Origin of the sequence: Bacillus cereus group sp. BfR-BA-01356 (genome assembly GCF_022663635.1) — a bacterium.
In the GTDB taxonomy this organism is placed as follows: Bacteria; Bacillota; Bacilli; order Bacillales; family Bacillaceae_G; genus Bacillus_A; species Bacillus_A cereus.
In genome coordinates this window covers 1-21663 of the sequence record NZ_JAKUFX010000055.1, presented here as the reverse complement: position 1 = coordinate 21663, position 21663 = coordinate 1, and the positions used below count along the sequence as shown (strand labels likewise).

Here is a 21663-nt window from a genome sequence, read left to right as displayed (position 1 = left end):
ATCAAATATTATTATTAATATTTTTGTAAGTTTTCCTTTGGTACCCAGCCCTTCTCACCATCTCTTCCTTCGCACCAAACCCATCCATTCAATTCTTCTAATCCGATCAATCTTTCTCCAATACTCACATTTAATTCTTTCGCAGTATATTGTTTTATAATAATTCCTGTTCCATTCATATCTTTTCTTATAATTTGCTCCGGAACCCATCCTTTCCGGTTATACTTCTCTTCGTGACAAAACATCCAGTTTTCCCAGTTTTCCGGACCAGCGTAACTCTCTATCATTTTCACTACATCCCCCTCTTCTAAGCGAATTGGATTAGGATAATTGCTAACATGTGATTTTATAACGATATATTTCATAACAACCTCCAATAATCAGAAAATTAAGTTATAATATCATTATAACTTAAAGAGGAGGAATGCACGCATGTACTACAACACTTCATTCGAAAACGATCAACCTGTAGGCCGTCTATAAACTAAGACGGGCAATCATATAACACATACACTACGCCTCGTCTTAGGGAACTCATAATACCCTAAAAATAGACGGAGGTACTTTACATGAAACAAACAATTTTAGGAGCTATATATTTATCACTAGCAGCAAGTATATGGGGCGGTATGTATGTTGTTAGCAAATACGTACTCGATTTTATCCCACCACTAACACTCGTTTGGCTACGCTTTATTATCGCTTTTGTTGTTTTGTATGGCATTTTAAAACTAGCTGAGAAAAAGCAAAAGAAAAAAGTAACCATTCGCAAAAAAGATTGGCTCCTCTTCGCTTGGATTGGATTTATCGGCTATTTCATTTCGATCACATGCCAATTTATCGGAACAAAATTATCCGACGCTCATACAGGCTCGTTAGTTACATCAGCTACACCTGCATTTATGGTTATATTTGCAGCGCTCATTTTGAAAGAGAAACTAACTGCTCGTAGACTTTTATCTACTATAATAGCGACAATCGGTGTCATTATCGTAATCGGATGGGACATTGAAATCGGCTCTTATTTTATCGGAACAATCATTTTAGTTGGAGCTGCTATTACGTGGGCTTTACTATCTATTCATGTAAAAATCGCTTCAATCCAATTTTCATCCTTAGTTATTACAACGTACGCAATTTTCTTTTCACTCTTTTTTATTACACCTTTTATGATATGGGAACTACAAGCGGCCTCTATCGGAACAGTAAATACGTACGTAATATTAGGCGTATTATACTTAGGAATCGTCTCAACAGCAGGTGCCTTTTTCCTTTGGAATAAAGGATTGGAATTAATGGATGCAAGCATCGGTTCCTTATTTTTCTTCTTCCAACCTATCGTTGGATCGTTACTTGGCTGGCTCTTATTAAATGAGACATTAAATAGTAACTTTTTCATTGGTGGTATTCTCATTATATGTAGCGTTTTCATTACTACTTTTGAAAAGAAATAAAAAGCAGGCAGAGATTCTTAGTCTCTGCCCGTTCGCATTATTGGATCTTGGTCGTGAAAACCAATACAAATCGGTATATATCATAATACTTCGCTTCTATTTGCTCTACTGCTAACGAAAAGACATCCTCTTGCATCTCTTCTAAATACTGAAATATATCCACACTAAACACTCCTCACTCTTTACGCACTCCAATGCGATGGACGGGACAATAATTTCGGTAATTTCGTATGCTTATCCCCTCTCGCAGCATTAACTTGAACTTGCGTCAGAAAAATACTATTAGTAAAATCAGCCCCGCGAATATCTGCATCTCGCAAATCTGCTCCGATGAGATCTGCTCCTCTTAAATCTGCACCATTTAAGTTAGCCGCAATTAAATAAGCTCCTCTTAAATTTGCACCTTGTAAATTTTTCTTTTTCAGATTCGCTCCCATAAGGTCTGCTCCACGGTGTATGATTCGTTTCTTACGCGCAGTATTCATTTCCTTCCATACTAGTTCGCTCGTTTCTAAAAGGAGAATGTTCACCTCTGCCCTATGCATTGGAACATTTATTTTCATTAACTCATCTGGATTTAAATTCGAAAGTCGCTCTGTCTCCTCAATTGCGTTCTCCAGCTCTTTATGAATTGGCTGTGTTGCCTTTAAAAGAATCGCCTCATTCAAATACCAAAGCATTTCATGAAGTTGATGCATAACTGGAAAAGCATCGTACATTTTTCTTGCATGCTTTGCATCTTTCCGCCAATCAATCCCTTTAAACGTACCCTGAGAAATCTTCTGTCCAGCACCGAAACACTCAAATACTGTACAACCTTTATAACCTTTTCCTCTAAGATTTTTATGTATACTACATTTGAAATCTGATTGTAAGTTGGAACATGGTTTACCACCATCTTTATTCACTGCAAAATCTACCGATGCTGCGAACGGTAATGCAACGCAACATAGACCGAAGCATTTTTCGCAGTTTGCTTTTAAATGATCGTTATGATTAGTCAAAATCTATACCCCCTGTTGTCTTTTGACTATTTCATAATATTCCAACTGTAATAAATAATCAATTTTAAAATAAACCAGCATCTTTCGTTTCAATTCATAACTTTATCATTCGATTTCCTTTCAATTGAAAAGGACTATTTCTATTTAATGAATTATAATTAAATTATAAATTTTCTAACTAAAAAGGAGACTTATTATGGCACTAGAAATGAAAACAAACTGTCAAATTTGCGATCAATCGCTCGAACAAGATTCTGAAGCATACATTTGTGTATATGAATGTACATTTTGCGCACCATGTACAGAAGAAAGACATAACGTTTGTCCAAACTGCGGCGGCGAATTAGTACGTAGACCGAAAAAGAAATAATAAAAAGCAAAGCGATATCGCTTTGCTTTTGTTTAGGCATCTGAAATTATATATTTAAAAACTTCACACAAACAGGCTCTGGCACAACAACATCGGATTGTAAAAGTGTTAACTTACCTGTAGATTCATCTCTTGAAAATAACACAAGATTATGTGACTTTTCATTTGTAGCAACAAGAAACTTTTCAGTCGGATCTAATACAAAGTCCCTCGGCCAATTTCCTTCTGTAGATGTATGTTCCACAAATGTAAGCTGGCCTGAGTTTTGATCCACACTGAAAACAGCAATACTATTATGACCACGATTACCTGCATATACAAAGTGGCCGTCAGAAGAAATATGGATAGCACTGCCTTGACTATTTTCATCAAATTGTTCTGGAAGAGTAGAAATATACTGTAATTCTGTAAAGGATCCTTCTTCCGAGTTATATGTTAGCGCAATAACCTCTGAACTAAGCTCCGTCATTACATAAGCGTATTTTCCATTTGGATGAAAAGCAATGTGTCTTGGTCCACTTCCCGGATTCACAGACAGGCTATTCACTTCTATTAATGTACTATCTTTTATTTCATACGTAATTAATTTATCTATCCCTAAATCAACACCTATCACATATTTTTCATCAGGAGTATATCCCGCGTAATGTGCATGTGGTTTTTCTTGTCTTTCTTTATTCGGACCTGAACCTTCATGTGCCATAATAGATGCAGCAGGATTTACAGTTCCATTTTCTTCATTTATTTCAAAAGACTCAATCGTTCCTTTATGGTAATTCGCTGTAACTACTGTATGATTCCCACTATCAACACTAATATGACAAGGAGAAGCACCTTCTACTACTTGTCTATTTTTCGCTTTTAGTTCTCCAGTATGACTATCAATGGAATAAGCAGCTACACCGCCAGCTTCGCCTTCCTTAACAACAGAATAGAGATATTCATTATTTCGGTTAATCGTTACATATGTAGGGTTATCCAGCTTAGCGGCAAGTGTTACATTACTAATTTTTTTTGCTTCTGTGTCTAAAGTAAACTTATATATTCCTTCACTATTTTCTTTCGTGTATGTTCCAACATATCCGATAAACTCTTTGTTATCCTTCATTTTCATAACCCTCTCTCCCTATATTTTTCATTCATCATACTTCTTAACATATTTTATGTTGAAAGAGTATCCTAAAAAATCGGAGTACCTCTTTATACGTTACCATATTTTCTTGGTAAATAGCTTTTAAACCCACTTTTTTTGATACGCTGCTATACTTTCATATTCTTCTTCCAATTGACGGGACAGACGGATATAGATTGGCGTTAAATCTTTATATTTTTCCACACTTTCCATGTTTGGCTCATGATGAAAATCTGCACCTACCATTTCAGAAACTACATGCAACGTATCTATTTCACCTAAACTATATAAACCGAGGATGGCAGCTCCTAAGCAAGAGCTTTCGAAGCTTTCCGGAACATATACGTCTTGATGGAAAATATCCGCCATCATCTGTCTCCAAAGTTCCGACCTTGCAAAACCACCTGTCGCTTGAATTTTTTTCGGTTCACCAATTAGCTCTTTTAAAGCGAGAAGAACTGTATATAAGTTATAAATTACTCCTTCTAAAACAGCACGGATCAGATGTTCTTTCTTATGATGCAATCCGAGTCCAAAGAAAGATCCTCGTGCATTTGCATTCCATAAAGGAGCTCTTTCCCCTGCTAAATACGGGTGAAATAATAAACCGTCAGATCCAGGATTCACTTTTGCTGCTATTTCAGTAAGTACTTCATATGGATCTTTTCCTAAACGCTTCGCAAGTTCAATCTCTGAAGTACCCAATTGGTCACGAGCCCACCTGAAAATCATACCACCGTTATTAACTGGACCACCGATTACCCAATGGTCTTCAGTTAACGCATAACAAAAGATTCTCCCTTTTGGATCTGTTACAGGACGATTTGTTACAGCACGAATCGCACCGCTTGTACCAATTGTAACAGCCACAACGCCAGGATCTATTGCATTTACCCCTAAATTAGATAGTACTCCATCACTCGCTCCTACTACAAAAGGCGTAGAAACAGGTACATTCATCTCTTTGGCAAGCTCTTCATCTAATCCTGTTAAACTGTGCGTTGTTGGAACAAGCTTTGAAAGCTTTTCATCTGTAATTCCCGCAACATGTAAAGCCTCGTCATCCCATTTTAAAGATTTCAAATTAAACATCCCTGTTGCTGATGCTATAGAATAATCAATTACATACTCTTTATATAACTTGTAAAAAACATATTCTTTAATAGAAATGAATTTATAACTTTTTGCGAATAACTCTGCCTTCTCATTCTGTAGCCAAACTAATTTCGAAAGTGGTGACATCGGATGAATTGGTGTCCCAGTACGAAGGTAAATTTCATGACCATTCATATCATTCTTTATTTTCTCCGCCCAGCTTGCACTTCTATTATCTGCCCAAGTGATACATCTCGTTAACGGCTCTCCCTTTTCATCTACAGCAATGATACTATGCATTGCCGAACTAAAAGAGACACAAAGAATATCACTTGGCTGTACACTACTTGATCGTACAGTTTCTTTAATCGTATTTATTACTGCACGAAAAATTTCTTCTGGGTCTTGTTCCGCTGTTTCAGGCGTAGGAGAATATAAAGGATATTCAATTCCATGACTAGCAATAACAGATCCATCAGTAGAAAATAGAACTGATTTTGTACTAGTTGTCCCAATGTCTACACCAATCATATATTTTGAGCTCACCATTTCTTCCTCCTAACAAAAAATCGTTACAGTATCCCACCATAAAAATACATTCCTTTTATCTATTGATAACGTTGTATGCCACAATTATCTAAATAGAAACATCTTTATCTTAAACAAACATATCGAGTAGTAAAACTCCTCCAAAAGCGATAAATGAAAGTAACGTTTCTAATACCGTCCATGTTTTAAATGTTTCTTTCACTGTTAACCCTAGGTATTCTTTTACCATCCAAAAACCAGCATCGTTTACGTGTGAAAACATAAGTGCTCCTGCACCTGTTGCAATAACGAGTAACTCTAAGTTCACACCTGTCGTATTTTCAACGATTGGAGAAACGATACCCGCTGCTGTTGTTAAAGCGACTGTCGCTGACCCTGTCGCAATTCGAATTAATCCAGCAACCATAAATGCTAATACAATTGGGGATAGAGCTAAATGTTCAGACATTTGAGCAATAGCATTGCCTACACCACTATCGATAAGAATTTGCTTAAATCCCCCGCCAGCACCAATAATCGCAACAATTGAACCGATTGGTAATAAGCTATCTTCTGTTATCTTCTTAATAGCTTTTTTATCGATACCTTGACGAAATCCAAGAAAATAGAACGCCGCAAAACATGCAATCAATAGTGCAATTATAGGACTACCGATTAATGTGACAATCTTCATCAAAGTATTAGAAAGAGGCACATAAGGAGCTGCTGCAGCTAAAACCATTAACATAACAGGTAACAATATAACTAAAAATGAAACTCCTATTCCTGGTAATTTCGTTGATTTTGTATTTACACGAATCAATTCTGGCTCATTTTCAGGAATTACACGTTTGTGAATCCATTTAGCGAATATAGGACCTGCGATAATCGCTGCAAAAAATGTAATAATGAGTGAATACATTAGTACCTTCCCAAGATTCGCTTTATAAATACCAATTGCAACGATTGCCCCTGGATGTGGAGGAACAAGGCCGTGTACGACAGATAGCCCAGCAATTGCTGGTAACGCTATCAATAAAATATTTTGTTTCGTAGTTTTATGAATTGAAATTACTAACGGCAGTAATATTAAAATACCTACTTCAAAAAACACCGGAATTCCAATAATAAAACCTGCAATTAACATAGCCCACGGTAAGTTTTTTATCCCAAAGGATTTAATAAAGAACTCTGCCACTTGCATTCCAGCACCTGACTCTGCCATCATTTTCCCTAAAATTGTACCTAATACTAAAATGCCTACTAAATGTCCTAGAACACTTCCGACTCCCGTTTCATAAGCACTCACTATTTTATCCATTGGCATTCCAGACATAATTGCTAAAAACAAACTTGCAATCGTTAAACTAATAAACGCATGCCATCTCCACCAAGATACCCCTAAAATAACAATTACAATTGATAATAATGTAATAATTAAAAGGTACATATTCATACTCAATCCCCCTTTATGTAAACCCTTTCATAATTGCTATATAATTAAAAGAACCTATATAGTTCTTACTTGAGTAAAAGATACCTTTACATATTGCTATACGCTTAAAAGCATCTTCACATCATAATGATTTATATAAAAAGAATCTCCCTTATTAGAGATACACTTTAAATCATCTCTCTAATAAGGGGATTTCTCTTTCATAATTATAATGTTATTGTGATAAACGCTTCGCGCGAGCAATTTTTCCTTTTTTAAAAGTGAATGACGCTTTCATCTCTGCTTTTTTCACGTAGTAAGACTACAAACTCAGGATCCAGTTTAAACGATGAAGTTACTTAGGATTTGTCCTCTCATGAAAAGCAATTTTCTGAAAGCACCTTCACTTTCATGCATTATAATTTAGGAGCTTTCGCCCAATCCGCAGCAAATTTCTCAATACCCTGGTCTGTTAATGGGTGCATAGCAAGTTGCTCAATTACTTTATAAGGGATTGTTGCAATGTGAGCACCTGCCATCGCTACACGAGTTACGTGATCTGGATGTCTAACAGAAGCCGCAATAATTTGTGTATCTAATTGATGAACATCGAATAATTCAGCAATTTTAGCAACTAATAATACGCCATCTTCAGAAATATCATCTAAGCGTCCTAAAAATGGAGAAACGTACGTTGCACCTGCTCGAGCCGCTAAAAGAGCTTGGTTCACTGTGAAAATAAGTGTAACGTTCGTTTTTACACCTTTTTCAGTAAGATAGCGACAAGCTTCTAATCCTGCTAGCGTCATCGGAAGTTTTATTGTAACTTTTTCATCGCCGCCGTTAATCTTAATCAGTTCCTCTGCTTGAGCGATCATCTCTTCAGCTGTAACAGCATCTGGCGTTACTTCTGCCGAAACAGATTCAACTTTCGGCACTGCCTGACAAATTTCTGCAATACGGTCTTCAAACTTAATGCCCTCTTTTGCTACTAAAGAAGGATTCGTTGTAACACCAGCTAAAACTCCAAGTTTATATGCTTTTTTTATGTCCTCAAGATTTGCAGTATCAATAAAAAATTTCATGATCCATTCCCTCCAGTTTTTAAACGTTGATGAGTTACATGTTTAATATGCTTATCCCGTAAAAGCCCGATTGGTGTGGAATAAAGCCCCTACTTATTAAAGTTTCACTTTATTTCTTTTCTACTGCATGTCCGCCAAATTCATTGCGCAGAGCTGCTACAACTTTTCCTGTAAATGTATCATTGTCTAATGAGCGGTAGCGCATTAATAGAGACATTGCGATAACAGGAGTTGCTGTTTGAAGGTCTAATGCTGTTTCTACTGTCCATTTTCCTTCACCAGAAGAATGCATAACACCCTTAATTTCATCCAGTTTTGCATCTTTAGAAAATGCATTTTCTGTTAATTCCATTAACCAAGAGCGAATGACTGAACCGTTGTTCCATACTCTTGATACTTTTTCATAATCGTAGTCAAATTCACTTTTCTCTAGAATCTCAAATCCTTCACCAATAGCAGCCATCATACCGTATTCAATTCCGTTGTGAACCATTTTTAAGAAGTGACCACTACCAGCTTTTCCAGCATATAAAAATCCATTTTCTACAGCAGTATCGCGGAAGATAGGTTCAACGATGTCCCAAGCTTCTTGATCTCCTCCGATCATGTAACAAGCACCATTACGAGCGCCTTCCATTCCGCCAGAAGTTCCTGCATCCATAAAGTGAATGCCATCTTTCTTTAATTGCTCATATCGGCGGATAGACTCTTTATAATGTGAATTACCAGCTTCAATTAAAATATCTCCTTTTGATAAAAGTGGTGTAACCTCATCAATAACAGAATCAACAACAGCGTGTGGTACCATTACCCAAAGAATTCTTGGTGATTGTAATGACTGAACAAGTTCACTTAAACTAGATGTACCTGTTGCCCCGTACTCTTTCATTTCTTCTACTGCGCTCGTATTTAAATCAAATGCTACTACTTCATGTTTATGATCCATTAAATTTTTCCCTAAATTTAATCCCATTTTACCTAACCCAATTAATCCTACTTGCATAATATAATTCCTCCTCAAATCATCTTTTATTAAAAATCCATATCACTACAATCTGGAATACCTTTCAGCACTGAAATGTTAGTATGTACAGAAAGGTATTCACAGTCATAGCTTAAGAATTCAACACATTTTTTGTAATTTGAACAACATTTTCTGTCGTAAATCCAAATAGATTCATGACTTCAGCTCCAGTTCCTGAAGCTCCAAATGTTTCAATTGATAGTACTTTTCCTTCTTGTCCTACATAACGTTCCCAACCTAGAGATACACCCATCTCAAGAGATACTCGTTTCGTTATAGAAGACGGAAGAACGGATTCTTTATATTCGTTCGATTGGCGATCGAATAACTCCCAGCTCGGCATTGCAACGATGCGAACAGAGACATTGTCTTCTTCTAGTTTTGCTTTTGCACTAGCAGCTAAAGATACTTCAGAACCTGTCGCAATTAAAATTACATCCGGATTTTCATTTGTTTCCGTTAATACGTAAGCTCCTTTAGAGAGATTCTCTATGTTCGCTTTCGTTTCATTAAACACCGGTAAATTTTGACGACTCAGTACTAAAACGACTGGACCATCCGTTTGCTGTAATGCATACGCCCACGCACTTGCTGTTTCATTTGCATCTGACGGGCGGATAACTGTTAAACCAGGAATTGCTCGAAGCGCTGCCAATTGTTCAATTGGTTCATGCGTTGGACCATCTTCTCCTACAGCAATCGAATCATGTGTAAATACGTAAGTAACAGGTAACTTTTGCAGTGCGGCCAGTCGAATCGATGGACGAAGATAATCATTAAATACAAAGAATGTACTTACGAAAGGTTTTACTCCTCCATGAAGCGCCAATCCATTCGCTGCCGCGCCCATTGCATGTTCACGTACACCGAAGTATATATTGCGGCCAGCATACGATTCTACTGCATATACTGCTTCACCTTTTATATCTGTCATCGTAGAATGAGAAAGATCTGCACTTCCACCGAAAATAGAAGGAATCGTTTTCACATAATGATTAATAGCTTCCCCACTTGCAACACGAGTAGAAATCGTTTTTTCAGTATCAAAGGATAGAATGTCTTTCGCTTCGATTAAAACCTCACCTGTAATCGCTTTTTCTAATTCATCTGCTAGTGCAGGGTTTGACTCTCTGTATACGTTGAACTGCTCATTCCATTCATTCTCTTTTTCAATACCTTTTTGTTTCAGTTCATTAAAATGAGCTGTTACTTCTTCAGGCACAAAGAAGTCTTCCTCATAATCCCAACCATACACTTGTTTTGTCGCTGTTGCCTCTTCTACTCCAAGCGGATTACCATGTGCTTTGTTCGTTCCAGCAACTTTTGGACTTCCATAACCTATAATGGTTCTAATTTCTATAAGAGTAGGTTGATCCGTATTTTCTTTCGCTAATGTAATGGCTTTTGTAATAGCATCGACATCGTTTCCATCTTCAACTCTTACATATTGCCAATGTACAGATTCTGCCCTTTTCTGAATATCTTCAGAGAAAGCAATGCCTAATTCACCATCAAGTGAAATTTCATTTGAATCATACAGTACAATTAACTTGCCAAGTTTCATATGTCCTGCCATTGACATCGCTTCATAAGCGACACCCTCCATTAAGTCACCATCTCCGACTAATGCGTACGTATTGTGATCTATAATAGAGTGACCATCCTTATTGAACTTCGCTGCTAAATGAGCTTCTGCCATTGCCATTCCGACAGCATTAGCAATCCCTTGTCCTAACGGGCCTGTCGTCGCTTCAACTCCAGGAGTATGACCAAACTCAGGATGTCCTGGTGTTTTACTATTTAACTTTCTGAAGTTTTTCAAGTCATCAATTGAAACGTCATATCCAGCTAAATGAAGTAAGCTATACAGTAGGCTCGATCCGTGTCCCGCTGATAAAACGAATCGATCACGGTTAAACCATTTCGGATGATTAGGATTGTGATTTAAATGATTCGCCCATAATGCATAAGCCATCGGTGCTGCTCCCATCGGAAGACCTGGATGACCTGAATTTGCCGCATTAATAGCATCAATTGATAACGTACGAATTGTATTCACTGCTAATTGATTTATGTTTTGTGTCATAGTAATCGTCCCCCTACATGCTTTCATGAAAGAAAGTACTTATTTTTCCGTTTCTTGATCTAACCACCATTTAAATCCACTTTCTTGCAATAATTCATTCGACGCATCTGGACCATATGAACCAGACTCATATTCATGAAGTGGTAATAAGTTTTCCTCGAATGCTTCAAGAATTGGTTGTACCCATTCCCATGACAATTCAACTTCTTTCCAATGTGCAAAGAATGTAGCGTCTCCACTCACAGCATCATGAATGAGTCTTTCATACGCTTCAGGTACTCCCACATCTGCTTGCTCACAAGTAAAGTTAATACGCATCGGTTCAATTTCTCCATTTTTTAATGGATTTTTACTATTTAACTGTAATGAAACGTTCTCACCTGGGCTAATTTCAATTATTAACAAGTTAGGTGCTGCATTTGGATTACTATCTTGATATTGCTGTTTTAACGTATTTTTAAATTCGATTACAATACGAGTAGACTTTTCTTTCATTCGTTTACCTGTTCGTATATAAAAGGGAACGCCAGTCCAAAATGGATTATCGATCCACAAGCGAGCAGCAACAAATGTGTCTATGTTAGAAGAAGGATTTACTCCTGGTTCCTCTTTATATGCTACAACTTGCCCGCCTTTTATCTCTCCTGAAGCGTATTGTCCGCGAATGATATGGTTTTGAACGTCTTCTTTTTTCACTTTACGAAGCGTCTCCATTACCTTTCGCTTTTCCTCTCGAATTTCACATGCATTAACCTTTTCCGGCAGATTCATAGCAGTCATCATTAATATTTGTAACATATGATTTTGAACCATATCTCGAATGGCTCCTGCCTGGTCATAATATCCTGCCCTTTCTTCAACCCCAACTGTTTCACTAGCTGTGATTTGTACATTCGCTATATGTTCTTTATTCCAAATCGACTGGAGAACAGGATTTGCAAATTCTAGCGCTTCAAGGTTTTGAATCATCGGTTTACCTAAATAATGATCAATACGGTATATCTCGTCTTCTTCAAACGTGCGACTAAGCTTATCATTCAGCTCACGAGCAGATGCAAGGTCGTGCCCAAACGGTTTCTCAATCATCAGGCGTTTCCATCCATCTGTTTTATCAAGTCCGCTTTCCTTAATATTTAAAGCAATCGTCTCGAAAAATTCAGGAGCAACTGAAAGATAGAACATTCTATTACCTTTTATATGTAGCTCTTCTTCCCTTTCACGAACGACTTGTAATAATCTCTCATAGTCTTCCGGCTTACTCACATCTAATGGACAATAGCGAAAATTATCTAAAAAACCTTCCAGTTCCGGAGTACCTTCTTCCCTCTGACGAGAAAACGTCTCTATTGATTCTTTTATTCTTTCTTGAAAATCTTCGTGAGATACTTGACGTCTTCCAAGCCCGATAACAGATATTTGCTTTGGAAGCTTTTGATCTCTATATAAGTTATATAGCGCGGGGTAAATTTTGCGTTTAGCTAAGTCCCCTGTCGCTCCAAATAAAACAAAGGTCATTGATTCCAAGTTCAGTCCCCCTCTTGTTGTATAATCCTCTTCAATATACTAAAAATGAATTGTACAGAAGCTCATACTCTTATACTTCCTGTTTTTATAAAAAACAAAGAGTTATCTAATTCCAATTCTTTTTATACCTTTCGCTCTCTCATTGTCCCCAATATTAATAGTGGCAATTCAAAGCATTTCTACTACAACTTACTTATTTATAGAGTTTAACGAAACATTTTATATTTGATTACTTTTAGTAATTAAGTAATCTTATGTCTAGTATATTAACCACATAAATTATTATCGTCAATAAAAATGTCTTGCATTACATACTATTTATTTCGTAATACTTTTCTAAGTGTATTCCTAGTTACCATTCATTTTCAAAGATAATGATCGATATAATAAATATCAGTTTCGTCAAAATCTTCAATTAATTCTTCGTTAAACTCGCGAACAGACGTTACATTATAATCAAAAGGCTTCTCTATAATAAGACGGTTTAATCCTTTTGTAGCCCACAATCCACTCTCTTTAATATTTAAAGCAATCACATTAAATACTTCTGGTATAACAGATAGATAAAACATACGGTTTTCAGGAATGTTTAATTCTATTTCACGCCTCTTTACAAGACTCAACAAATCTTGATAGTCCTCTATATTCGCTGTATCTAATTGACAATAACGAAATGTGCTAATAAATTCTTCTACTCCTGATTCGTCATCAGTAGATTTTCTAGAAAATGTAGTAAGGGATTGTCCTACTATTGTTTGAAATTCCACATCTGACATTCCCCTTCTGCCAATACCGATAATCGAAAGAGATTGTGGTATATTTTGATTACTAAATAGCTTATATAAAGCAGGATAAATTTTGCGTTTCGCTAAATCCCCCTGTCGCTCCGGATAAAGTGAAACTTTAATCAGTGGGGGTTTTGTTCATCCCCACTGATTATTAGTTGAACCAATCGGGCTTTTACAGGCAGTTGCCCCACCTAACTTCTATGATATCGCTGAATTTTGAGGTGGGGGTCTTACTGCCTGTTAATGCGGGGTAAAAGAAATGTCATTGAATCCATTTGCTATCTCCCTTTTTAAAACAATTGCTAGAAAAGAATATATTAGCTCATTCACTACTTAGCACAACGCTCTCTCTAAATCCTCATACTTTACCAATGTTTCTTTAATACAATTTTGCCAAGAGCACGTTCTGATTCACTTATGTGGTGTGCTTTTTTTACGCCTTCTACATGTAAAGGCAACACATGTGTTACAACAGGTTTAATCTTCCCGTCCTCAATTAATTCTGTAATAAGAGAAAGTTCATATCCGTTAGGTTCAGTAAATATATGGTCACTCTGAATATTTTTCTCTCTTGCTACTTCAGTTTGCGGAATTTCCATACCTTTCGGACCATAGATAGACGCTAACTTTCCATTTGGGGCAAGCACTTTATAACTATCCTTTAGTACATCCTCGCCTAACACATCAAATACAATATTGTAATTATGCAAAAGCAAAGAAAAATCTTCTGTTTTGTAATCAATGACAGTATCAGCGCCTAGATCCTTTACTAACTGTATGTTTTTCGTACTAGTCGTAGTTGCAACATGTGCACCGAAGCTTTTTGCTAGCTGAATAGCAAACGTACCAATCCCGCCAGATCCAGCATGAATTAAAACCTTATTACCCTTTTGAACATTAGCGAATTTTACTAAACTTTGCCAACTTGTCAAACCTACTAGAGGGATTGATGCTGCTTCCTCAAAAGATAGATTTCTCGGTTTTTTCGCTACATACTTCTCATCTACAGCCACGTACTCTGCATAAGTACCATTTCGTTCAATATCTGGACGACTATATACTTCATCCCCCACTTTAAATGCGGTAACGTTTTTTCCTATAGAAGCAACTACACCTGCAACATCCCATCCTAAAACGAGCGGGAAGTCATAAGAAATTACGTCTTGAAGTAAACCCTCACGTATTTTCCAATCCACAGGATTTACACCAGCTGCATATACTTCAATCAGTACATCGTTGTCTTCCAATAGCGGTGTCTGCATTTCAATCTCTTGTAGTACACTTTTATCTCCATATTGCATAAGTCCTATTGCTTTCATTCTTTTCACTCCTTTACAAGGCTGGGAAATGCGGCAGCACTTCTTCTCCTAGCTCATCCAATACTTCGTCAGCTGGACGTTGACCATCAAATAGAGCAAGGAATAAATGATTCACACCAATACTTTTATATATATCAAGTAATTCAATTAGTGCCTTACGCCCTGTACGGTAACCTAAACGTATCGGTGTAGGACGTTCATTTGGATCTTCAGATAAATCTAAATGCATCGGTTGTATAAATGGTTTGAATACATCTGGATGATAATCCTCTACTCGTTCTCTCCATTGTCCAATTGCTCCCGCCTGATGCACCGGACTACGTGGATAATACATCCATCCATCTCCATGTTCAGCGAACCATTCCATATTTTGCTGACTAAAACCTGTAATAAAGGTTGGAACACGTTTAGACGGTTTTGGAACTAAATTCGCACCATGAACTTCTCCTAGTGTCGACTGGATAGACGGGAAGTTTTTATACAAAATTTCTTCCAAGTAAGCAAATGCTTCTCTAAACTTTTCACCTCGTGTTTCATGGCTAACACCTAATGCTTTGAAATCGGCACGTCTGTCACCGGATGAAACGCCAAGCATAATTCTTTCTGGAAATAGTTGATCTAATGTAGCAATTTCTTTTGCTACACGCAATGGATGACGAAGTGACAACACTGTTGCCGACGTTCCAAATGCGATTTTCTCTGTCTTGCTTGCTAAATACGTCAAATAAATCATCATATCGTAAATTTGACCTGTTGCAGGATCACCAAAATCAGGGTCTTGCAGCAATACATCGCGAAGCCATACACCTGTAAAACCGTATTGTTCCGCTTTTTGTACTAACTCTACTTGTTTTTCCATCGTTGGAGCATGAAACTGATAATTTTCAATCGGAATGTGAACTCCTAACGTAAGTTGATCTTTCGCAAACATACGATTATATCCAAAATGGTTCGCAAACTTTTCCATGTGTTTCACTCACTTTCCCTCATTCATATAAACCTATACTTTTCATATTTCTTCTCAAAATTTATAAGCAACACTGCAACACCACATTGTTGCCGATTGTCATCGTTATAACTTTCTTTGTGCTACGAGTGTTATTATAAATCGGCCATAACATGAATAACAGTACGTACTTTAAAGTGATGTAGGCACTTTAAAGTATCTATACTAAGTGAGTAGTAATAAACATAATGAATAAATCATGCTGCAAAAATCACATCTATCCTTTCTTCAAAAAGCTGTACTGTTGCTTTTGCAAATACGTTACATTATTTCATGTACGTTCCCTTTTTTTATATAAAATTGTTACTAACCAAATTCAAAATATTATACTTATTTTTTGTACTTTGCTATGCTATAACCACGAACAGGAGGTATAAACAATGAAAGCACAAATTATCCATTCTTTTGGGGATTCATCTGTATTTCAATTAGAAGAAGTTTCAAAACCGAAACTTTTACCAGGTCATGTTCTAATTCATGTAAAAGCAACAAGTGTAAATCCAATCGATACGAAAATGCGCAGTGGCGCTGTTTCATCAGTTGCGCCTGAATTTCCAGCTGTATTACACGGCGATGTCGCTGGTATTGTTATAGAAGTAGGAGAAGGTGTTTCGAAATTCAAAACTGGTGATGAAGTATATGGATGTGCCGGAGGTTTTAAAGAAACTGGTGGTGCACTTGCAGAATTTATGCTTGCTGATGCGCGATTAATTGCTCAAAAACCTAAAAATTTAACAATGGAAGAAGCAGCTGCTCTACCATTGGTGGCAATTACAGCTTGGGAATCTTTATTTGATCGTACAAATATTAAACCTGGTCAAAATGTCCTCATTCATGGAGCTACTGGTGGCGTAGGACACGTAGCCATTCAACTAGCTAAATGGGCAGGCGCTAAAGTTTTTACAACCGCTTCTCAGCAGAAAAAAATTGAAATAGCTCATCGTCTGGGAGCTGACGTAGCCATTAATTATAAAGAAGAATCTGTTCAAGAATATGTACAAAAACATACGAACGGAAACGGATTTGAAGTTATATTTGATACAGTAGGCGGCAAGAATCTTGATCATTCTTTTGAAGCTGCTGCGGTCAACGGAACTGTCGTAACAATTGCAGCTCGTTCAACCCATGACCTCTCTCCTTTACACGCAAAAGGACTCTCTCTGCACGTTACTTTTATGGCGTTAAAAATATTACATACAGATAAGCGTAATGATTGCGGAGAAATCTTAACGAAAATAACGCAAATTGTAGAAGAAGGAAAACTTCGTCCATTGCTAGATTCTAAATCATTTACGTTTGATGAAGTTGCACAAGCACATGATTATTTGGATTCGAAAGAAGCAATTGGGAAAATAGTGTTGAAAAACGTTTGGTAACTTTCACTAAATAATACAAACAACAAATATTTGTTGTTTGAAAATAACAGTGGAATTGCTTTAAACCACCTTATCTTTTTCTTAAGAGATGCCACAACGCTAAACGCTTTTCCTCCTTTACAACAAGTAAAAAATAACAGCCGAATTTTTCTTATAGTAGAAAAATTCGGCTGTTTTCATATCGCAATTTGCTTTTTTTTATTAAAATATACTACGTACTAATCCCCCGTCTATTCGCAACGCGGAACCATTAATCGCTGAGGAAAGTGGGCTACTTAAGAAAGTGACAAGATGGGCAATTTCTTCTGGTCGAATAAGTCTTTGAATAATAGAGGTTGGTCGATTCTCTTTCATAAATCGCTTCTCAGCTTCTTCTATTGTCAATTGCTCATTAGGATAAAGACTATTTAGCATAGTCTCAACTCCTTCCGTTAAAGTCGAACCAGGCATTATAGTATTAACAGTCACATTCGTTCCTGTCGTCAGCTCAGCTAAACTACGAGAAAGTGAGAGTTGCATCGTTTTAGTCGCACTATAATGAGCCATTTCTTGAGATGGCATAATAGCTGCTTCGCTAGCAATAAAGATGACTCTTCCTTCTTTTCTTTCAATCATTTTTTTCAAATATGAGCGAGTAAGTCGAACACCACTCATAATATTGACTTCAAACAATTTAAACCAATCTTCATCAGGGATATCAAAATATTCTACAGGTTCAAAAATTCCTAAGTTGTTAATAAGAATGTCTACTTCAGGGTACTTTTCAATCACATTTTGGCACCCTTGTTCTGTTCCTAAATCAGCTACTACGGGTTGAAGGATAGCATCAGGATACTGCGCTTGAATTTCTTTTATCGTTTGATTAACATTTTCTTCACGGCGTCCATTAATAAGTACAGTAGCTCCTTCCGCTACTAATGAAGTGGCAATTGCTTTTCCAATCCCTGCCGTAGATCCAGTAACCAGTGCTGTTTTTCCTTTTAATTGCATATACATATAAATCCCTCCAAATTCATGTGCTAAATGATTGACTTACGTTGGAATAAATAATTACGTTTATATTGTGGTTCACTTCTCTTATCTTTAACAGAAAATAAGCAGATTCACCCTTTTTTCAAAAGCGTATAAACGAAAGTTATGTAGCTATTTCACTCTGTACTGAATTAAAAATCGAAATTATCATCATTTAGATCTACTCGATAATTCTGATTCTAATCATTGTAATGTTAAAAAATCACATCAACAGCAGAGTAAAGCTAAAACCAACCAGTAAATACCATTATGATCTATATTAACTAGAAAGAAAATTACGCACTTTAAAGTTCCATAGGAACAAAAAAGTGCCCTATATACTATAATTTCTAACTTTTTATATTTACTAACGTAGTATCCTTTTCTATCATAAAAAAGAGTGTAAAATTACACATTCTTACATACAGTTATAGGATTATTTTTTATCCTAATTAACTAAAAACCATATAACATAAAGTGAAACTTTAATCAGCCCGACCCCCACCTAACTTCTTTGCTTCCGCTGAATTTTGAGGCAGGGTCTTACTGCCCGGCAAATAGCGGGATAACATTCAAAAAAACCTTGCAGAAAAATTCTACAAGGTTTTTGTCTATACATACAAATTAATCACTATATTAAAATAAAAGGGTTTATAATTCATCACAATAATATTAAATATAAGCTGCTTTAAAGGCTTGTTGGACAGCTTGTACTTCTAATGAGTCTTTACCATATAAGTTCGTTGCTACATGAATACAAGCTTCTTTTAATTCTTTAAAGTTAGAAGTCATATTTAATTCATCCGTATTTGCATAATAGAAAATATCAAACATTTTATCTTCTCCAATGCCATGTACGTTTACTCCATTATGGTTTCCACCACTAGCAATCAAGTAAGCTACTTTATTAATAATGCTAGAGTTCGTGTGTACACCACCATGATCGTGGTCAGCATCAATAGGTAAGTTATTATAATGTCTATAGTCCTCCGGATATCTAGAAGAGATAGATGATGGGTTTTTCATATCTCTAAAAATACGACCAGATTGTTCTCCCATTGTCCAATTGAACTTTCCGTTATTTGCATACTTTTCAACTGCTACTCCTAAAATATCAGATAACGCTTCATTAATTGCACCAGCTTCTCCTGCGTACTCAAGTCCAGACTCATTTCTTGTAACCGCGTGTGTAAATTCATGTCCTGCCACATCAAATGCTCTAACAATTGGATCTCCATATACCAGCATAGCCCCATTACTAAATGCATTAAACCACTGCTTAGGATTCCCTTTATTCGTACCATTTGTGTTCCAACCATGAACGACAGAAATTACTTTTTGTCCGTTATTATCAAAGCTGTTACGGCCATATTTTTCTTGATAAAAATCATATACTTTCGTTGCTAAATAATGGGCACTAACTGCTTTAGGATCTGTAAAATTTGTAGAATTACTTGTTACTAAATCATCGAGATAACCCCATACATTTCTTCTATAATTATTATAATCTTTATAATTAGCAGTATATGTTTCAATTCCCTTACCACGAGAATAATCTGCAAGCATGTACGTTCCATCACTTCGCTGCGTAATTCCAAACGTACGATTAATACCTAAGTCATCTTTTCCTGTACCTGTTAATTTTGAAGGATCTTGTGATTTATTTGCTGTCGCAGATTGGACAATACTACTATCTACTTGTATACCCAATTTTTGAACGAGTTCTTTTAATAGATTACCACCAAAAGCATCAATTAATACTGTACCAGATACATATTCAGGTGTAGATGCACTAAAAGTAATTTGATATGCGTTTGTAGCTTTATTTGTATTTTCATCTACATATACCACTTGTTTAATTTCTGGTTCTTCAATAAATGTAAGATCATTTCCATAGATGTTGAAAAGCTGTTTCTTTGCATCCTCTTCTGATAAAGTAATAGGTTGTTTCAAATCTTCCTGTTGTTGTAGATCTTGGGCACTATCCCCCGAAACGCTCGTAAGTACACCATCATCATTAATATGTGCTGTTAGTTGATATCCGTATACATCACGTCCTTCATACGTTTGTTGAAGACGTACCAATGTAGTACCATCATAAGATTTACGACTTTGCGTAACATTATAATTAACTTTGGATTCCGTATTAACTTGCTTTGATGATAATGCTTGTTCTGTTTTTCCTTTTAGTGCATCCTTTGCTACATTTTCTGCTGATTTTTGAGAAGGTGCTGTTAAATTACCTGTTCGGAACGTATCCTCCTTTGTTTCCACTTTTAAATCTTCTGTTGCCGCATGTACTCCTCCATAGGGCATAATCGCCGATAACACCACTCCTGTAGTTAAACCTACCTTTACGAAATTCTTCATATTTTTACTCCTTTATAATCGTATTATCAAATTAAATAAATGTATTTTACAATTTTAAGCTTAGATAAAAATTGTAACTATAGCCAATCGATTTTTCATACCTCTATATACATAGGCTAATAGATTGGTTTGCTACTTTTTAGATTCAATTCATTTCTCAAAAATTACTCATTATATAAGCTATCTTTATATTTATTTATATACGTTATTTTTTGTGGTTCTGATAACATATTTATTGCCATCCACACATTCTTTTTCATTTCTACTTTTTGCATTGGTATCTCTTTTAAAAACGGATTGCCTATAATCGCTTCCATTTCTTCATCAATTCTTTGTATAAGATTTTTTTCTGGATTATTTTGCAAATAAGTATTTTTCAATCCCCATTTTGTCATTATAAATTCATTTGTTTTATTCATAGGATTAATAATAGTAGCTTTACTAGTTAATCGTTTTTTTACTTCATCATGATAGATTTTAATTCTATATCCTTCTTTTAGTGGGATGATATCTTTTACAACGGTTACATTTGTTCCTTCCATTTCCTTCGTATAAATTTTTTCACCTTTCTCATTAAACACCTCTATTGATGCATATTTTTCACCTGCATAATAGCTATGAGGCATTTTAGTAGTAACCGTAAAAACAGCTCGCTTTTGTTCTAAGTCTGTATTTAATTCGGCAAACTGATCATCTCCTAATCCTAGGAATTGAATCGTTTCATTTACCAAATTGCTCACTTTCATTTCGTTAACATCAATCGTTAAACTATTATCCTTTTCCTTTACATAGGCATAATACGTACTGAAATGGTACATACTATCCGTTTTCCCACCTGAAATCTCAACCGTATAGATTCCATTTGGTACGTCTTGTAAATTGATATCTGCTGTTTCAATTGTTTTTTCTTGAATAACTGTATTCCCTTCTTTTAATTTAATCTTTCCTCCTCGTATGATTAAGTTAGGTTTTTTAGGGACGGGATGTACCTATAAACCCAAGAGTATCTATTTTTATGAGATACTTAAATTTGTAGATAGAGTGTTGCCGACCACC

18 protein-coding genes and 1 pseudogene are annotated in these 21663 nt (G+C 36.1%); 3 read left to right on the top strand and 16 right to left on the bottom strand.

Features of this window, described 5'->3' with window-relative positions:
- Positions 1 to 14: 14 nt before the first annotated feature.
- Positions 15 to 365, bottom strand: coding sequence for an SH3 domain-containing protein (locus MR168_RS18345; protein WP_000875289.1), 351 nt, complete (start codon positions 363 to 365; stop codon positions 15 to 17).
- A 204-nt stretch (positions 366 to 569) separates the two neighbouring features.
- On the opposite strand from MR168_RS18345, the gene MR168_RS18340 reads away from it, so the two are divergent.
- Positions 570 to 1454: a DMT family transporter gene (locus MR168_RS18340; RefSeq protein ID WP_000814760.1), complete on the top strand. Its 885-nt coding sequence runs from the start codon at positions 570 to 572 to the stop codon at positions 1452 to 1454.
- Between the two features lie 37 nt (positions 1455 to 1491).
- Here the strand turns inward: MR168_RS18340 and MR168_RS33400 are convergent, their stop codons facing one another.
- The gene (locus MR168_RS33400; RefSeq protein WP_254909184.1) at positions 1492 to 1617 is read right to left on the bottom strand and encodes a hypothetical protein; all 126 of its coding nucleotides are present in this window, start codon (positions 1615 to 1617) and stop codon (positions 1492 to 1494) included.
- A 19-nt stretch (positions 1618 to 1636) separates the two neighbouring features.
- Positions 1637 to 2458 (bottom strand): pentapeptide repeat-containing protein, encoded by an 822-nt coding sequence (locus tag MR168_RS18335; RefSeq protein WP_000181428.1) that lies wholly within the window; start codon positions 2456 to 2458, stop codon positions 1637 to 1639.
- 196 nt (positions 2459 to 2654) lie between these two features.
- Between MR168_RS18335 and MR168_RS18330 the strand changes: the two genes are divergently transcribed.
- Positions 2655 to 2828, top strand: a complete 174-nt coding sequence (locus tag MR168_RS18330; RefSeq protein WP_001162788.1) for a DUF1272 domain-containing protein — start codon at positions 2655 to 2657, stop codon at positions 2826 to 2828.
- A 46-nt stretch (positions 2829 to 2874) separates the two neighbouring features.
- Here the strand turns inward: MR168_RS18330 and MR168_RS18325 are convergent, their stop codons facing one another.
- The 10 genes from MR168_RS18325 to MR168_RS18280 form a co-directional block, all read right to left on the bottom strand.
- A complete protein-coding gene (locus MR168_RS18325) occupies positions 2875 to 3942 on the bottom strand; it encodes a lactonase family protein (protein ID WP_086411598.1) in 1068 nt (355 codons plus the stop codon).
- A gap of 120 nt (positions 3943 to 4062) precedes the next feature.
- Positions 4063 to 5604, bottom strand: a complete 1542-nt coding sequence (gntK, locus tag MR168_RS18320) for a gluconokinase (RefSeq protein ID WP_086411597.1) — start codon at positions 5602 to 5604, stop codon at positions 4063 to 4065.
- 109 nt (positions 5605 to 5713) lie between these two features.
- Positions 5714 to 7039 (bottom strand): gluconate permease GntP, encoded by a 1326-nt coding sequence (gene gntP, locus MR168_RS18315; protein ID WP_086411596.1) that lies wholly within the window; start codon positions 7037 to 7039, stop codon positions 5714 to 5716.
- A gap of 395 nt (positions 7040 to 7434) precedes the next feature.
- The gene (gene fsa, locus MR168_RS18310; RefSeq protein WP_000667676.1) at positions 7435 to 8103 is read right to left on the bottom strand and encodes a fructose-6-phosphate aldolase; all 669 of its coding nucleotides are present in this window, start codon (positions 8101 to 8103) and stop codon (positions 7435 to 7437) included.
- A gap of 109 nt (positions 8104 to 8212) precedes the next feature.
- Positions 8213 to 9106 (bottom strand): phosphogluconate dehydrogenase (NAD(+)-dependent, decarboxylating), encoded by an 894-nt coding sequence (gene gnd, locus MR168_RS18305; protein ID WP_001195925.1) that lies wholly within the window; start codon positions 9104 to 9106, stop codon positions 8213 to 8215.
- Positions 9107 to 9218: 112 nt separating this feature from the next.
- Positions 9219 to 11213 (bottom strand): transketolase, encoded by a 1995-nt coding sequence (gene tkt / locus MR168_RS18300; protein ID WP_086411403.1) that lies wholly within the window; start codon positions 11211 to 11213, stop codon positions 9219 to 9221.
- Positions 11214 to 11252: 39 nt separating this feature from the next.
- Positions 11253 to 12737: a glucose-6-phosphate dehydrogenase gene (zwf, locus tag MR168_RS18295; RefSeq protein WP_016122892.1), complete on the bottom strand. Its 1485-nt coding sequence runs from the start codon at positions 12735 to 12737 to the stop codon at positions 11253 to 11255.
- Positions 12738 to 13102: 365 nt separating this feature from the next.
- The gene (locus MR168_RS18290; protein ID WP_086411404.1) at positions 13103 to 13594 is read right to left on the bottom strand and encodes a glucose-6-phosphate dehydrogenase; all 492 of its coding nucleotides are present in this window, start codon (positions 13592 to 13594) and stop codon (positions 13103 to 13105) included.
- A 296-nt stretch (positions 13595 to 13890) separates the two neighbouring features.
- Complete coding sequence (locus tag MR168_RS18285) at positions 13891 to 14844, bottom strand: NADP-dependent oxidoreductase (RefSeq protein WP_086411405.1); 954 nt, start codon at positions 14842 to 14844, stop codon at positions 13891 to 13893.
- 13 nt (positions 14845 to 14857) lie between these two features.
- The gene (locus MR168_RS18280) at positions 14858 to 15811 is read right to left on the bottom strand and encodes an LLM class oxidoreductase (protein ID WP_042867147.1); all 954 of its coding nucleotides are present in this window, start codon (positions 15809 to 15811) and stop codon (positions 14858 to 14860) included.
- A gap of 419 nt (positions 15812 to 16230) precedes the next feature.
- On the opposite strand from MR168_RS18280, the gene MR168_RS18270 reads away from it, so the two are divergent.
- A complete protein-coding gene (locus MR168_RS18270; protein ID WP_086411406.1) occupies positions 16231 to 17226 on the top strand; it encodes a zinc-dependent alcohol dehydrogenase family protein in 996 nt (331 codons plus the stop codon).
- A 201-nt stretch (positions 17227 to 17427) separates the two neighbouring features.
- Here the strand turns inward: MR168_RS18270 and MR168_RS18265 are convergent, their stop codons facing one another.
- The 3 genes and pseudogenes from MR168_RS18265 to MR168_RS18255 all read right to left on the bottom strand — a co-directional run.
- Entirely contained in the window at positions 17428 to 18222 is a 795-nt protein-coding gene (locus MR168_RS18265; protein ID WP_049108516.1) for an SDR family NAD(P)-dependent oxidoreductase, read from the bottom strand.
- Between the two features lie 687 nt (positions 18223 to 18909).
- Positions 18910 to 20607: a M4 family metallopeptidase gene (locus tag MR168_RS18260; RefSeq protein WP_086411407.1), complete on the bottom strand. Its 1698-nt coding sequence runs from the start codon at positions 20605 to 20607 to the stop codon at positions 18910 to 18912.
- 164 nt (positions 20608 to 20771) lie between these two features.
- A pseudogene (locus MR168_RS18255) lies at positions 20772 to 21563 on the bottom strand (putative mucin/carbohydrate-binding domain-containing protein); the annotation flags it as partial.
- Positions 21564 to 21663: the final 100 nt, after the last annotated feature.

Excerpts from the sequence above, each read along its gene's own strand:
- MR168_RS18345 (WP_000875289.1), bottom strand. The coding sequence starts at position 365 with ATGAAATATATCGTTATAAAATCACATGTTAGCAATTATCCTAATCCA.
- MR168_RS18340 (WP_000814760.1), top strand. The coding sequence starts at position 570 with ATGAAACAAACAATTTTAGGAGCTATATATTTATCACTAGCAGCAAGT.
- MR168_RS18330 (WP_001162788.1), top strand. The coding sequence starts at position 2,655 with ATGGCACTAGAAATGAAAACAAACTGTCAAATTTGCGATCAATCGCTC.
- MR168_RS18325 (WP_086411598.1), bottom strand. The coding sequence starts at position 3,942 with ATGAAAATGAAGGATAACAAAGAGTTTATCGGATATGTTGGAACATAC.
- gntK (WP_086411597.1), bottom strand. The coding sequence starts at position 5,604 with ATGGTGAGCTCAAAATATATGATTGGTGTAGACATTGGGACAACTAGT.
- gntP (WP_086411596.1), bottom strand. The coding sequence starts at position 7,039 with ATGAATATGTACCTTTTAATTATTACATTATTATCAATTGTAATTGTT.
- fsa (WP_000667676.1), bottom strand. The coding sequence starts at position 8,103 with ATGAAATTTTTTATTGATACTGCAAATCTTGAGGACATAAAAAAAGCA.
- gnd (WP_001195925.1), bottom strand. The coding sequence starts at position 9,106 with ATGCAAGTAGGATTAATTGGGTTAGGTAAAATGGGATTAAATTTAGGG.
- tkt (WP_086411403.1), bottom strand. The coding sequence starts at position 11,213 with ATGACACAAAACATAAATCAATTAGCAGTGAATACAATTCGTACGTTA.
- MR168_RS18285 (WP_086411405.1), bottom strand. The coding sequence starts at position 14,844 with ATGAAAGCAATAGGACTTATGCAATATGGAGATAAAAGTGTACTACAA.
- MR168_RS18280 (WP_042867147.1), bottom strand. The coding sequence starts at position 15,811 with ATGGAAAAGTTTGCGAACCATTTTGGATATAATCGTATGTTTGCGAAA.
- MR168_RS18270 (WP_086411406.1), top strand. The coding sequence starts at position 16,231 with ATGAAAGCACAAATTATCCATTCTTTTGGGGATTCATCTGTATTTCAA.
- MR168_RS18265 (WP_049108516.1), bottom strand. The coding sequence starts at position 18,222 with ATGTATATGCAATTAAAAGGAAAAACAGCACTGGTTACTGGATCTACG.
- MR168_RS18260 (WP_086411407.1), bottom strand. The coding sequence starts at position 20,607 with ATGAAGAATTTCGTAAAGGTAGGTTTAACTACAGGAGTGGTGTTATCG.